General features: G+C 69.2%; 11 protein-coding genes. 6 read left to right on the forward strand and 5 right to left on the reverse strand.

Going from position 1 to position 14,594, the window contains the following annotated elements; all coding sequences use genetic code 11:
• Positions 1-21: 21 nt before the first annotated feature.
• Complete coding sequence (locus tag FM105_RS07450; protein WP_256970289.1) at positions 22-1,608, reverse strand: cytochrome ubiquinol oxidase subunit I; 1,587 nt, start codon at positions 1,606-1,608, stop codon at positions 22-24.
• 251 nt (positions 1,609-1,859) lie between these two features.
• Between FM105_RS07450 and FM105_RS07455 the strand changes: the two genes are divergently transcribed.
• Both FM105_RS07455 and FM105_RS07460 read left to right on the forward strand, forming a co-directional pair.
• Positions 1,860-2,246, forward strand: coding sequence for a BlaI/MecI/CopY family transcriptional regulator (locus FM105_RS07455; protein ID WP_087006881.1), 387 nt, complete (start codon positions 1,860-1,862; stop codon positions 2,244-2,246).
• A 77-nt stretch (positions 2,247-2,323) separates the two neighbouring features.
• Positions 2,324-3,214, forward strand: coding sequence for a M56 family metallopeptidase (locus FM105_RS07460; protein WP_087006882.1), 891 nt, complete (start codon positions 2,324-2,326; stop codon positions 3,212-3,214).
• 7 nt (positions 3,215-3,221) lie between these two features.
• Here the strand turns inward: FM105_RS07460 and FM105_RS07465 are convergent, their stop codons facing one another.
• Positions 3,222-5,354, reverse strand: a complete 2,133-nt coding sequence (locus tag FM105_RS07465) for a DNA gyrase/topoisomerase IV subunit B (RefSeq protein ID WP_087006884.1) — start codon at positions 5,352-5,354, stop codon at positions 3,222-3,224.
• A gap of 117 nt (positions 5,355-5,471) precedes the next feature.
• Here FM105_RS07465 and FM105_RS07470 point away from each other — a divergent pair, with 117 nt between their 5' ends.
• Together FM105_RS07470 and FM105_RS07475 are read left to right on the forward strand one after the other, a co-directional pair.
• Complete coding sequence (locus FM105_RS07470) at positions 5,472-6,338, forward strand: N-acetylmuramoyl-L-alanine amidase (protein WP_087006885.1); 867 nt, start codon at positions 5,472-5,474, stop codon at positions 6,336-6,338.
• A gap of 111 nt (positions 6,339-6,449) precedes the next feature.
• The gene (locus tag FM105_RS07475) at positions 6,450-7,241 is read left to right on the forward strand and encodes a VOC family protein (RefSeq protein WP_087006887.1); all 792 of its coding nucleotides are present in this window, start codon (positions 6,450-6,452) and stop codon (positions 7,239-7,241) included.
• 281 nt (positions 7,242-7,522) lie between these two features.
• Here FM105_RS07475 and FM105_RS07480 read toward each other — a convergent pair whose 3' ends face one another.
• Positions 7,523-9,055 carry an RNA polymerase sigma factor gene (locus FM105_RS07480; RefSeq protein WP_087006889.1) on the reverse strand — a complete coding sequence of 511 codons (1,533 nt, stop codon included), beginning with the start codon at positions 9,053-9,055 and terminating at the stop codon, positions 7,523-7,525.
• 216 nt (positions 9,056-9,271) lie between these two features.
• Positions 9,272-10,432, reverse strand: coding sequence for a DUF4192 family protein (locus tag FM105_RS07485; RefSeq protein ID WP_101599302.1), 1,161 nt, complete (start codon positions 10,430-10,432; stop codon positions 9,272-9,274).
• A 203-nt stretch (positions 10,433-10,635) separates the two neighbouring features.
• Here FM105_RS07485 and FM105_RS07490 point away from each other — a divergent pair, with 203 nt between their 5' ends.
• Positions 10,636-11,457 carry a spermidine synthase gene (locus tag FM105_RS07490; RefSeq protein WP_179207115.1) on the forward strand — a complete coding sequence of 274 codons (822 nt, stop codon included), beginning with the start codon at positions 10,636-10,638 and terminating at the stop codon, positions 11,455-11,457.
• A 149-nt stretch (positions 11,458-11,606) separates the two neighbouring features.
• A complete protein-coding gene (locus tag FM105_RS07495; RefSeq protein WP_087006895.1) occupies positions 11,607-13,916 on the forward strand; it encodes a HelD family protein in 2,310 nt (769 codons plus the stop codon).
• Positions 13,917-14,119: 203 nt separating this feature from the next.
• Here the strand turns inward: FM105_RS07495 and nrdR are convergent, their stop codons facing one another.
• Complete coding sequence (gene nrdR / locus FM105_RS07500; protein ID WP_087006896.1) at positions 14,120-14,593, reverse strand: transcriptional regulator NrdR; 474 nt, start codon at positions 14,591-14,593, stop codon at positions 14,120-14,122.
• Position 14,594 lies beyond the last annotated feature (1 nt).

Below are 14,594 nucleotides of genomic sequence, written 5' to 3' on the forward strand. Positions count from 1 at the left end.
TTGGTCTCCGGATCCGGGGTCTCAGTATGCGAACGACAGGACATCGTCCTCGTCGCCGTCGACGCTCGCGCGGGTGGGCTTCGCCGGGTCGTCGGCCAGTTCGGGCATCGCGGAGACGACGCCTCCGCGGGCGTACTGCATGATGAGCTTCAGCTCCACGACCATGAGCACTCCGTAGACCAGGGTCAGGAGGATGACCGATGTGAGCAGCTCCGCCGCACTCACGGACGGAGAGACCGCCGCGGCCGTGTAGAGGAACACGCCGTCGATGCCGCTGGGATCGGGGTTGGGGGCCACGACGAAGGGCTGCCTGCCCATCTCCGTGAAGATCCAGCCGGCCGAGTTCGCGATGAAGGGTGCGGCGATCCCCCACAGTGCCAGTCGGGAGAGGAACTTCGACCGCGGAACCGTGCCCTTGCGGGTGACGAGGAGTGCGAAGGCCGCGGCCGCAGCCGCGAGCGCGCCGAAGCCGATCATGAGTCGGAAGCCCCAGTAGGTGATGAACATCGAGGGCTGGTAGTCGATCTCCTCCCCGGAGTGCTCGCCGTACATCTCGCCCTCCGGCATGTGCGTGCCGTAGGCCTCCTCGTATTCGGGGATGAGGGTCTTCACCCCGGGCACATCCGTGTCGAAGTCGCCCTTCGCGAGGAACGACAGCACACCGGGGATCTCGATGATCGGCGTGACGTCCTCGCAGCTGTTCGACTCCAGGTCGCCGATCGTCAGCACTGAGAACGCGGTCCCGTCGTGGCACGCCGCTTCAGCGGAGGCCATCTTCATGGGCTGCTGCTCGTACATGAGCTTCGCCTGGATGTCTCCGGTGAGCGCGACTGCCGCGAAGGAGAACACCGCGACCCATCCGCCGATCCGCAGGGACCTCCACCACACGGCGTAGTCCTTCTCGTCCCGTCCGGGGACGTCCGGAGCGGAGCCGACCACCACCCGACCCGACTCGTCGACGGTGTCGATGCCGTCGACTCTGCGGCGCCACAGATGGTGCCAGGAGATGCCCAGCAGGAGCGCCGCGCCGACGGACAGCGCGCCCGCGAGCGCATGGCTCGTCGCGGCCAGTGCGGTGTTGTTGGTGAGCACTGCGACGACGTCGGTCATGACGGGGCGGCCGTCGATGAGCTCCACGCCGACCGGGTGCTGCATCCACGAGTTCGCCACGATGATGAAGTAGGCGGACAGCCACGATCCGATCACCGCGCACCAGAGGACCGTGAGGTGGGCGCGTCTGCTGATGCGCCCCCAGCCGAAGATCCAGACACCGATGAAGATCGATTCGAGGAAGAACGCGAGCAGCGCCTCCATCGCCAGCGGAGCACCGAACACGTCGCCCACGAAGCGGGAGTACTCGCTCCAGGCCATGCCGAACTGGAACTCCTGGACGAGGCCGGTGGCCACGCCCATGATGAAGTTGATGAGATAGAGCTTGCCCCAGAACTTCGTGGCCCGCAGCCACACGTCGTTCCCCGTGCGGTGCCACATCGTCTGCAGCACGGCGACCAGGACGCCCAGCCCCAGGGTGAGCGGGACCATCCAGAAGTGGTACACGGTCGTGATGCCGAACTGCCAGCGCGCGATGAGCACGGGATCGAGTTCCACGGAGCCTCCTGAGAGCGGCCGCGGCCCCGCTGACCGGACACCGCGTCTTCTACAGCTCGTAGAATACGGCAGCTCGCCCGCTGCGCACGAACCCATTCACCCCGCGCACAGATTCGTCTCACAGAACGGACGCTTCATGAGAACGTCTGTCAGGTATCCTCCAGGCTCCGCGTGGTAGATTCATGGCTACGCGTGCGCGCGCCCGGCGGGTGCACGATCAGCATCACAGTGCAGCAGCGAACGGAGAATCGGTGGAGAACCTCGGAGAACTCGAGCGCGGCGTGATGGACGCCCTGTGGTCACAGCGCGAAGGTCTCTCCGCCGCCGCACTGCGAGACGCCCTGGCGGATCGCGGTCTCGCACTCACGACGGTCCACACGGTCCTCACGCGACTCGAGAAGAAGGGGTACGTGGTCCGCGACCGCAGCACCCGCCCTCATCTCTACAGCGCCTCGTCGAGCCGGGAGGAGCACGTCTCCGACCTCCTCTCCGAAGTCCTCGACCAGGCGGGCGATCGCCGCGCGGTCCTCGCGCGCTTCCTCGGTACGGTGTCGCTGTCCGACTCCGCCTTCCTCCGCGGCATCCTGGACAGCCGCCTGCGCCACACGGACCCTCCGCGCCACTCCGAGGTCGGCTGACGGCCCGTGCGAATCGCCCCTCGGGCTGACGCACACACCTTCGACACGACCGGACCCGCTGCGGTCCGGCGCGATCCATGACCGCCATCGGCTTCGCACTCGTCATCCTGGCCGTCGTCCTCGCGTGGCCCATCCCGGAAGCGGTCGCCGCAGCGCAGAACCGCTCGCGGCGCACGGCGGACCCGGTCGCGGCGGTGATCATCTGGCAGGCGATCGGTGTGGCGGGCGGCTTCTCGCTGATCTCCGCGTGCATCGCCTTCGCCCTCGCACCCCTGGTCCACGTGCCCGGCGTGCGACTGGACGATGCACTCGATTGGTGGCGGTGGCCCCTGCTCATCGCAGGCGTCGGGCTGCTCGTGCTGCTCCTGGGCTCCCTCCTCTGGGAGGCCAGGTCCGCACGACTGCATCGCGCACGGCACCGCGAGGTCCTCTCCCTCGTCTCCGAACCGCGAGGAGGAGCGCCGGAGACGCGGGTGATCGACACGGATCATGCCCTCGCCTATTCGGTCGCGGGAGGTTCCGGGACCACAGTCGTGTCGACCGGACTGCTGGCGCTCCTCGACGACGATGAGCGGGACGCCGTGCTGGCGCATGAGCGCGAGCATCTGCGGCTCAGACACGACCTGCTGACGCTCGCATTCGCGTCCTGGCATCGGATGCTGCCGTTCCTGCCCGCGACGCGGACCGCGCTCCAGGCCGTGAGCGCGGCGATCGAGGTCATGGCTGACGACGCCGCGCGCCGTTCCGTGTCCGACAGTGCGTTCATCCGTGCGCTCACGAAGGTGTCCGCCAAGCAGGCCGACGGCTCGAAGGACTACGACCCGGACCTCACGGACGTGCGCATCGCCAGGCTGTCCGCCCCGGTCGTCGCCGACACGGTGAGGCCGAGGATCCGCGCGGTCATCTACGCCGTGTGCCTCGTGGCAGTGCCCCCGCTCATCCTCATCGGGACGATCGTGTACAGCTGAGCGGCCCTCACGCGTCGATGCGCTCCGCGTCGAGCGCCGCGGCGCCTGCGACGATGAACTCCTTGCGCGGCGCGACCTCGGAGCCCATGAGGAGTGCGAACGTGTGCTCCGCCGCCTCCGCGTCCGCCATCGTCACGCGCCTGAGGCTGCGCAGTGCCGGATCCATCGTGGTCTCCGCCAGCTGGTCCGCGTCCATCTCCCCCAGTCCCTTGTAGCGCTGGATCGGCTCCTTGTACGTCTTCTTCTGCTTCACGAGCTTCGCGAGCAGCGCGTTGAGCTCTGCCTCCGAGTACGTGTAGATGACCTCGTTCGGCTTCCCCCGTCCCGTCACCACTTCGACGCGGTGCAGCGGAGGGACAGCGGCGAAGACGCGCCCTGCTTCGACCAGCGGACGCATGTAGCGGAAGAAGAGTGTGAGCAGGAGCGTCCGGATGTGCGCACCGTCGACGTCCGCATCCGTCATGATGATGACCTTGCCGTAGCGGGCCTGGTCGACGGCGAAGCTGCGGCCCGCTCCGGCCCCCACCACCTGGATGAGCGCGGAGCACTCCGTGTTCGCGAGCATGTCCGCCACGGATGCCTTCTGCACGTTCAGGATCTTGCCGCGGATCGGGAAGAGCGCCTGGTGCTCGGAATCCCGGGCCGCCTTCGCCGTCCCCATCGCGGAATCGCCCTCGACGATGAACAGCTCCGTGTCCTCGTGGTCGCTCACGCGGCAGTCGTAGAGCTTGGCCGGCAGCGACGACGACTCCAGCGCCGTCTTCCGGCGCTGGTTCTCACGATGCGTCCGTGCGGAGATCCGCGCCTTCATCTCCGAGACGACCTTCTCCAGCAGACGGCCGGCCTGGGCCTTCGTCTGCCGGTGCGACGAATCGAGCTGCGCGGACAGCTGCTTCTCCACGGTCTGCGCCACGATCCGCTTGACGGCGGCGGTCCCGAGCACCTCCTTCGTCTGGCCCTCGAACTGCGGCTCGGCCAGACGGACCGTCACGACGGCGGTGAGGCCCGCGAGCACATCGTCCTTCTCCAGCTTGTCCTTGCCGACCTTGAGCTTCCGGGCGTTCGCGTCGACCGCCTTGCGCACCGTCTTGAGGAGGGACTGCTCGAAGCCGGCCACGTGGGTCCCGCCCTTGGGGGTCGCGATGATGTTGACGAAGCTCTTCAGCTTCGTCTCGAAGCCCGTGCCCCACCGCAGTGCGATGTCGACGGCCACGTCGCGCGTGACGTCCTGGGACACCATGCGGCCGTCCTCGCCGAGCACCGGGACCGTCTCCGTGAACGTCCCCTCCCCGTCGAGCCTCCAGACATCGGTGATGATCGGATCCGCCGCGAGGTGATCGACGAACTCGGAGATGCCGCCCTCGTAGCGGAACTCCTCTGTCCGGGTCTGCACGATCTCGCCGTTCTCATCGCGCACGACACCGCGCTCGTCCGTCACCCTGATGCCCAGACCGGGGATCAGGAACGCGGTCTGCCGAGCACGGTCCGCGAGTTCGCTGTACTGGAACTCCGCATCGGGCAGGAAGATCTGGGGATCGGCCCAGTAGCGCACCTTCGTGCCGGTGGCGCCGCGCTTCGCCTTCCCCACGACGTCGAGCGGTGTGGGCTCTGTGAAGGGCGTGAAGGGGTTGTCGGCCGACAGCTGTCCCGAGGAGTCGTCGAACCGTCCTGGCTCGCCGCGGCGGAACGACATCCGGTGCACCTTCGATCCGCGCGTGACCTCGACATCGAGGCGCGCGGAGAGAGCGTTGACGACGGAGGCGCCCACGCCGTGGAGGCCGCCGGCCGCCGCATAGGATCCGCCGCCGAACTTGCCGCCCGCATGCAGCTTTGTCATGACGACCTCGACGCCGCTGAGGCCGGTGCGCGGTTCGATGTCCACGGGGATCCCGCGCCCCTCGTCCGCGACGGTCACGGAGCCATCGGCGTAGAGCGTGATGTCGATCGTCGAGCCGTAGCCGCCCAGCGCCTCATCGACGGAGTTGTCGATGACCTCCCACAGGCAGTGCATGAGGCCGCGGGTATCGGTGGTGCCGATGTACATTCCGGGCCGCTTGCGGACCGCTTCGAGCCCGGACAGCACGGACAGGTGCCGAGCATCGTAGCTCTCGTCCTCATTCTTCTTCGCGCTGCGCGCCACCGAGGCTCCCTTCGCTTACGGATCCGACGCTCCATTCTAGAGCGCCGGGCGTCCGGATGACGGGAACGGGCCCCTCAGGCGCGCCGCCGTCGGCCCGTGTGCGACATACTCGATGGCATGTCCAACATCGCACACTTCACGTTTGCCGTGGGCGTCCTCGCCGTCGCCGCCGTGCTGTCCGGCTGCGGCGCGGACACCGGGTCCCCGTCGCATTCCGCCGCACCGCACACGGTGACCGCGGAGCCGGCGTCCGAATCCGCCCGGGCGACCGGACCAGCGCCGGCGCCCGGGGCCTCGGGCACGGAGGATGCCGCAGCCGAGGCCCCCGCGGCTCCGCTGTCCGGACTCACCATCGCGGTCGATCCCGGCCACAACGGCGGCAACGGTGCGAATCCGGGCACGATCGGCCAGAGCGTTCCGGACGGCCGGGGCGGGACCAAGGACTGCAACACCGTCGGCACGGAATCAGCAGACGGATACCCGGAGCACCGGTTCGCATGGGAGACGGCAGAGGCGCTGGAGGATGCTCTGACGGATGCCGGGGCTGACGTGGTCCTCAGCCGGACCGACGACGACGGGGTGGGGCCCTGCGTCGATGAGCGCGGGACGTTCGCCGACGATGCGGACGCCCTGGTGAGTCTGCATGCGAATGGCACGGAGGACGATTCCGCCAGCGGCTTCCACGTCATCGCCGCTCCCGCGGGAGGTCGTGCCGACGACGGGGTCGCAGACTCATCCGAGCTCCTCGGCACGGCCCTCGCATCCGAGCTGGAGGAGGCGGGGCTCAGCCGCAATCCCGCATACGACGAGCTGGTCGTGCGGGACGACCTCGCGACGCTCAACAATGCTGCGGTCCCGGCGGTCATGCTCGAGGCCGGCGAGATGCGCAATGCGGGCGACGCCCGGATGCTCGAGTCCGACGAGGGGCAGCAGCGGATCAGCCGGTCCATCGTCGATGCGCTCACCGTCGCGCTCGTGGACTGACCGCCCGTGCACCGCGCGCACCGGTCGGCAGGTATCGGTTCGGCACAGGACCTAGACTGTCGGGGCGCGGCCCGGAGCCGCGGCACATCTCCCCCGACGCCAGGAGCCGTGATGGCACCCCTTCCGTACGACCCGCCCTTCGGCGCACCCTGCTGGTTCGAGCTCAGCTCGCCGGACCCCGATGCCGCTGAGGGCTTCTACTCCGAGCTCCTCGGATGGCGGTTCGAGGGCGCAGGGCCCCTGGGACTCGGCAGCGCCGCGCACGCGGACGGCCGGCGCGTCGCCGGAGTGAGCGCGCAGCCGCCCGGCCAGCAGGGTCCTGCCTTCTGGTCGGTCTACTTCCGGGTCGAGGAGCTGTCCGCGTACCTCGCGCAGGTGGATGAGGCCGGCGGGCAGGCGCTCATGGCGATCCCGGACTTCGACGGCTCCGCTGGAGTCGCGCTGACGTCCGATCCCGCAGGGACGGCGTTCGGCGTGCTCGCCTACGACGACGACCGCGCGATGCAGTCCTTCGGCACGGCAGGGGCGGTCCACTGGACGGAGCTCTTCACGGCAGACCCGACGGTCCGTGACTTCTACGCATCGGCGTTCGGGTGGGGCTTCACCTCCCTCACGGGTGCGGACGTCGCATCGGGCGATCCGGACGCGGGCGCCGCTCAGCAGGGGTACTGGGCCATCGAGCAGGCGGGGAACAGGATCGGCGGAGTCTTCGACGCCTCGGCCGTGTCCATCCCCGCGCACTGGGAGGCGCACATCCACGTGCCGGACGTCGACGCACTGGAGGACCGCGTCCGCGAGCTGGGCGGGGATGTGCTCGCCGCCCCCCATGATTCGCACCACGGTCGGGTCGGGCGCTTCATCGATGCGCAGAACGCTGCCTTCACACTGGTGACCCCCGCCTGATCGGTCCTTCTAGGAGAGGGTGGCCACTCGTTCAGGAGGGACGGGCCACCTGGTTCAAGAGGGGCGGGCCACTCGTACAGGAGGGGCCGGCTGCTCCCCAGGATCGGCTGAGCACTCCGTGCGAAGGACCCTGTGCGAAGGACCCCGCGCACAGCTCAGCCCCGTCTGCGAGCAGACGGGGCTGAGCTGTCATCCGGACCTCTGTCGGTCCTCGTGCCGTGCCGGTGCTCGAACACATCCGGCTCGCGAGGAGCACGACCGGGGTCGGCAGGGCTCCGGAGTCAGTCGAGGTAGTCGCGCAGGACCTGGGAGCGCGAGGGATGACGCAGCTTCGCCATGGTCTTCGACTCGATCTGCCGGATCCGCTCACGGGTCACGCCGTAGACCTTGCCGATCTCATCGAGCGTCTTCGGCTGTCCGTCGTTGAGGCCGAAGCGCATGGACACGACTCCGGCTTCACGCTCGGAGAGCGTGTCGAGGACCGAGTGCAGCTGCTCCTGGAGGAGCGTGAAGCTCACCGAGTCCGCGGGGACGACGGCTTCGGAGTCCTCGATGAGGTCGCCGAACTCCGAGTCGCCGTCCTCACCCAGCGGGGTGTGCAGCGAGATCGGCTCCCGACCGTACTTCTGCACCTCGACGACGCGCTCCGGCGTCATGTCGAGTTCCTTCGCGAGCTCTTCCGGAGCGGGCTCGCGGCCCAGGTCCTGAAGCATCTGGCGCTGCACGCGGGCGAGCTTGTTGATCACCTCGACCATGTGCACGGGGATGCGGATGGTGCGGGCCTGGTCGGCCATCGCGCGGGTGATCGCCTGCCGGATCCACCACGTCGCGTAGGTCGAGAACTTGAAGCCCTTGGTGTAGTCGAACTTCTCCACCGCGCGGATGAGGCCCAGGTTCCCCTCCTGGATCAGGTCCAGGAAGAGCATTCCCCGGCCGGTGTAGCGCTTCGCGAGCGACACCACGAGGCGGAGGTTGGCTTCGAGGAGGTGGTTCTTCGCGATCCGGCCGTCGTGGATGATCCACTGGTACTCGCGCACCACCTTGGGGTCGGTCACGTCGCCCTGCTTCACGAGGTGATCGGCATACATCCCCGCCTCGATGCGCTTCGCGAGGTCGACTTCCTCTGCGGCGTTGAGCAGCGCGACCTTGCCGATCTGCTTGAGGTAGTCCTTGACGGGGTCCGCAGTCGCACCGGCGGACACGACCTGCTGCGCCGGCTGATCTTCGTCGTCCGCGTCGGAGACGACGAAGCCGCCGGCCTCCTTGACCTCTTCGTCCTTCTCCTCCTCGACCGAGTTCTTGGTCTCCGTGGTCTCGTTCGGATCCGTGTCCTCGACGCCGGCCTCTTCGAGCGTCGTCGACTCTGCGTTCTCGATGCCCTCGTCGCCCTTGGCCGCGGTGGCCTTCTTCGCTGCGGGCTTCTTCGCCGCAGTGGTCTTCGCGGCAGCGGTCTTGGCCGCCGTCGTCTTGGCTGCAGTGGTCTTCGCGGCGGTGGTCTTCGCGGCGGGAGCCTTGGCCGCTGTGGACTTGGTCGCCGTGGTCTTCGCTGCTGTCGTCTTCGCGGCGGTCGTCTTCGTCGTGGTGCTCTTCGTCGCCGTGGTCTTGGCCGCGGTGGTCTTCGTCGCTGTCGACTTCGCTGCCGTGGCCTTCGCTGACGCCGGCTTCTTGGCTGCGGTCGTCTTGGCTGCGGTCTTCGCCGTCGAGGACGTCGCCTTCTTCGCAGCAGTGGTCTTCGTCGGCGCTGCTGCGGTCGGCTTCTCAGCGCCTTCGCTGCTGGTCTGAGCGCTCGAGCTTCCCGTATCCTTCGTGGGCACGTGCGAACCTTTCGGCAGAGGGCGGAGGCCACCGGGCCCATCCGGGCACCAGTAAGACCCATGTCAAACTGCGCGGAGGCATGGACCTCCGGCATGGCGTTCGACCGGGTCAACACTCCATCATTGCACGGTATTCCCCCCACACCCAAACCGAGGGGCGTCTTCTCCCCCTCTCTCCCCTGCTCTCTCCCACTCTTCCCCCGACGGGGCCGCCCCTCACCTCCGATGCAGCCACCGCGGTGGGATCCCGTTGTCGATCGCCCTCCGCAGCATGGAGGCGAGCCGGTGGTCCGGGTCGACGGAGAGCGCGCACTCGACGTAGTGGTGCGCGAACGACATGCGGCCCCGCGCCCATTCGAACCACGCGATGAGGGCCAGCACATCCGCACGCGCGCCATCGTCCACCAGCGGCAGGCAGCGGCGCAGCCATTCCACCGCTTCCGCGAGCGCGTCGTGCCGCGGCGGGTCGGGCGACAGTCCGACCATGTGCTCCGCCGCTCCTCCTCCGTCGACGCAGCGCCGCGCGTACGGGAGGAACGCTCCCGGCGCACATCCGCGCAGACGCTCGGGGAGGAAGTCGGGGTGGTCACCGGCGAGGAGCATCTGGATGATGTCCCGGTCCGCGACCGTGCGGCAGAGGAGCTCGAGAGCCAGAACCGCGCGCGGGTCGACCACCAGTGGCACATCGGGCACCTCCCCCGCCGCGCGAGCACGTGCCCGCGCATCCAGCAGCAGGGTCTCCGACACGAGCCCGTCGACGAGCTCCGCAGCCGCGAACCTCTCCCTGCGCAGCGCCGCGACCGCAGCCGCCGTCGCGGCGTCCGGCTCTGGGATCCGCACGGAGGCCGCGAAGCTCTCCGCCACCGGCGCGGTCGCCGATCCGCGGCTGGTCATCGATCCCGTCGGCCGCACCGAGTCGAGCGCGGACGACTCCGTCGCACCCACCTCCCCGCAGCCTCCCCTGCCGGACCACAGCGCGGGGAACACGGAGAATCCCATGTCGCGGAGCACGTCTGTCACGAGGTCGAGTCCGGTGAGGAGCACCGTCACTGCGGCGAGTTCGGCATCGGGCATCGGTTCGCGGTCGTCCCAGCCCATGTGGAAGTCCGCGAGGACATCGCTGTAGAGGACGGGGAAGATCGTGTCGGCGTCCGGCACCGCCAGCAGGGGTTCGGTGAAGCGGAGGACGTCCGGGACGTCCAGCACCGCCGCATCCTCGACTGCGAGGTTGACGCGCAGGCTGGGACCGATGTGTCCGATCTTCGGGCCTATCCTCGTCGCCGTCACGAGCACCAGGGAATCCTCCGGCGGATAGCCCAGCAGCTGCGGGACGATGCCGACGAGGTCAGGGCCATGGGTCACTCTCTGCGTATTCATAGCCGCAGTCCACGCTTCCGCCCTCGCCGACGACAGACCCCTGAGCCTCCTGTGGAGCGCACGTCCCCGATCCACCGGGCACTGTGCGCACGGACCGACCGCGGCGGCACTCGCCTGTGACGCACTGCCGGTGCCGGTCCCCGACCGCTGCGCCCGACGACCTCCAGACGGCCTCCAGGCGGCGCAGCGGATACGCTTGTCCGATGTCCGCTCGTCGCGCACGGTCCGGGTCCCGGACCTCGCCCTCCCCTCCGACGGGGCCGGTCCCCGCCGATACGGGAACCGCGTCCTTCGACGCCGTGCCAGGCGACCCGCACGCATACGTGCTCACGCTGAATGGCGTCCCCTCGTCTCCCTACCACGCGCACGACCCCGAGGTCCTGGGGTTCGAGTACCTGCGCTGGATCGCCCACCTCACCGCCGCCGCCCTGCCCGCGGGACGGTCCGTGCGCGCCGTCCACATCGGCGGAGCCGCATGCGCACTCCCCCGCCACCTCGACGCGATCAGGCCCGGGTCGCGCCAGACGGTGGTCGAGATCGATGCGGCCCTCGCGGACTGGGTGCGCACGCACCTCGATCTGCCGCGCTCTCCCGCACTCGCGATCCGCGCGGCCGACGGAGCGGTGGAGATCACGCGCTTCCGTCCCGACAGCATCGACCTCATCGTCCGTGACGCCTTCGCGGGAGACACGACCCCGGCGCCCCTGTCCTCACCCGCGTGGTTCGATGCGGTGCACGCGGCGCTCGGACCCCACGGGGTCTACATCGCGAACGTCGCGGACGCGGCGGATCGGTCGGCCCTCCGGTCCGAGGTCGATGCCCTGCGCACGCGCTTCTCCCACGTGCTCGCCGTCGCCGAACCCACCCAGTTCCGCAGGCGGCGACGGGGCAACGTCGTCGTCGCGGCGACCCACGACCCGATCGACGCCCACGCCGTCGAGGCTGCAGTCCGCGGAGACGGGGCCTCCGTCAGGTCCGGTGCCGGGCTGCTCTCCCACCTGGGGCCGGCGCACTCCCGTCGGTGACGCCGCACCGCGCATGCGGTGAGCCGGACCGTACGCGCACCCCACCGCGAGGTGACGACAGGGCGAACTCCTGACTGCTTCGGACTCCGCTGCACGCTTCGGTACCGCGGATGCGCCATAATGGATTGCCCACATCTCAGAAAGGCGACATGACCGAGCGAAGCGAAATCGCGCACGAGCAGGCGCAGATCGACACCCTGTACGCCCGCCTCGACGAACTGCGCGCGGAGACGCGCGCGTCCCTGTCATCGGTGCGCAGGTCGAAGGTGGGCGGCCACCACCAGAACCGTTCCGAGCGCGATGCCTTCGCGACGATGTACGAAGACGCCCTGATCCGCTATCAGTCGGCGGAGGACGGGCTCTGCTTCGGACGCATCGATGCCTCCGATGGGGAGACGACCTACATCGGACGCATCGGCCTCTCCGCTCAGGACCGCACGCAGCTGCTCATGGATTGGCGTGCGCCCGCGTCCGAGCCCTTCTACCGCGCCACCGCCGCTGAGCCCAGCGGCCTGGTCCGACGGCGTCATATCGCCACGCGCGCACGGACCGTGACAGGTGTCGAGGACGACGTGCTCGACCTCGAGGGGCTCGATGAGGAGGAGCGGTCCCGACTGCAGGGCGAGGGCGCGCTCATGGCATCGCTCGACGCTCGTCGCACGGGCAGGATGGGCGACATCGTCGCCACGATCCAGTCGGAGCAGGATCGGATCATCCGCCGCGACCTGGCCGGCACCCTCGTCGTCCAGGGCGGTCCGGGCACGGGGAAGACGGCCGTCGCCCTCCACCGCGCGGCCTACCTCCTCTATCGGCACCGTCAGCGCATCGCGAAGTCGGGTGTGCTCCTCATCGGCCCGTCGCCGGTCTTCCTGCGGTACATCGAGCGGGTGCTGCCGTCGTTGGGCGAGACCGGAGCCGTACTCCTCACCCCGGGCCAGCTGATGCCCGGCGTGGACACCTCCCGGCGCGATGCGGCCGACACCGCCGCCGTCAAGGGCGACCTCCGGATGGCCGACGTCGTGCGCAAGATGGTGCGCTCCTACCAGCGGGTCCCGACCGAGGAGCAGCGCCTGGGAGTCGGACCGTACGCGGTCACTCTGCGGCCATCGGACGTGCGGACGGCACGCGAGCGCGCACGACGGACCGATGACAGCCACAACGCCGCCCGCACCGTCTTCGTCCAGGTCCTGCTCCGATCACTCGCGGAGGAACTGGCCCGGGCCCAGGGCCTCGACAGCCCCGGAGAGCGCCTTCCCGAGCTCCTGGAGGACCTGCGCGCGTCACGTGATGTGCGGATCGCGGTCAACCTCTGCTGGCTTCCGCTCACCACCACGGGCGTCCTCGACGCGATGCTCTCGAAGCGCCACCGACTCACCGCCGCGTCCCGCGGCATCCTGTCCGCAGCGGAGGTCGACACCCTGCTCCGCCCCAAGGGCGCACCCCTCACCGTCGAGGACGTCCCGCTGCTCGACGAGATCGCCGAACTCATCGGCACGGACGGGACCCCGGCCGACCGGGGGCAGGACCCGGAGGTCGAGTACGCCGAGGCCGTCGTCGACATGACGGACACGGGCACCTGGGTCACTCCGCAGCAGCTCGCCCAGAGGTACAGGGAGACGGCCGCCGCGGGCGAGGTCTCGGACCGTGCGGCGAACGACCGGGAGTGGACCTTCGGCCACCTCGTGGCCGATGAGGCGCAGGAGCTCTCCCCCATGCAGCTCCGCCTCCTCTTCCGCCGTGTGCCCAGCAAGTCCGCGACCCTCGTCGGGGACCTCGCGCAGGCATCGGCGACGGATGCGAGCCGCACGTGGCACTCGGTCCTGAGCCCGCACGTCGGTGACCGGTTCGGGCTCGAGGAGCTCACGGTGTCCTATCGGACTCCGCGCTCGATCATGGGGCCGGCCAATGCACTCCTCGCCGCCCGATTCCCCGCCCTCACGCTGCCTGAAGCAGTGCGCGACGGCGACGAATCGCCCAGGCGGCGACGGTACGACTCCGTGCAGGCGCTCGTCGAAGAGCTGCCCGCGATCATCGGACGGGAAGCAGCGGCAGTGGACGGCGGCCGCGTCGCCGTCATCGTGCCCGAGGCGCTCATGGAGCTGGTCGAGCACGCGATCGCCGCGGAGTCGGCTGAGTCGGCAGAGCAGTCAGGATCGGGAGCGCTCCGATTCGAGGACGTCGGATTCGGACCCACTGCCATCGATCATCGGATCGCCGTGCTCACTCCGTACGACGCGAAGGGCCTCGAGTTCGACTCCGTCATCGTCGCGGAGCCGGCGCTCATCGCCCCGCTGCAGGCGGACCCGGAAGGCGATCGGTCGACCGACGCGGGGATCGGCGCACTGTACGTCGCACTCACACGCTCGACGTCCCGCCTGGCGATCCTCGCCGCCAATCCGTCCATTCTCGACGAGCACTTCACGGAGACGGTGCCCGGTGCAGACGCACCGGGCGGATGAATGAAGACCGCCGGCGGCGTCGGCTTCCCCTCCGATGCCGCCGGCGGCGGGCGCACCGTCGGTGCGCAGTTGTCATCTTACACACATGGCACGCCCACCGCGCAATTCATTCGACCTCCGGCGCACCATGGTCTGCGCACCTCCGCGCGGCACCGCTGCGTGGACGCTGAACTGCAGGGACACCGCCGCCGGGGCAGCAGTCCTCAGGACGCGGGATCTGACCCGGCGGCCTCTGCATCGCGTCGCAGCGACGCGATCGCCGCTTCGAAGTCCTCCAGGGTGTCGAAGCCCTGGTAGACACTGGCGAACCGCAGGTAGGCGATCTGGTCGAGCTCACGCAGCGGCTCCAGAATAGCCAGACCGACCTCGTCCGCATCGATCTCTGCGACGCCCAGGCCGCGGATCTTCTCCTCCACCCGCTGCGCGAGCTTCGCCAGATCATCGTCATTCACGGGTCGTCCCTGACAGGCCTTGCGCACGCCGGTGACGATCTTCTGGCGTGAGAACTCCTCGGAGACGCCCGATCTCTTGATCACCGCGAGGCTGGTGGCCTCCATCGTCGTGAACCGACGGTTGCACTGGGGGCACTGGCGGCGGCGGCGGATCGAGGAGCCGTCCTCCGCGGTGCGGGAGTCCACGACGCGGGAATCCGGGTGGCGGCAGAAGGGACAGTGCACG

Source organism: Brevibacterium yomogidense (assembly GCF_900163715.1).
GTDB classification, from domain to species: domain Bacteria; phylum Actinomycetota; class Actinomycetes; order Actinomycetales; family Brevibacteriaceae; genus Brevibacterium; species Brevibacterium yomogidense_A.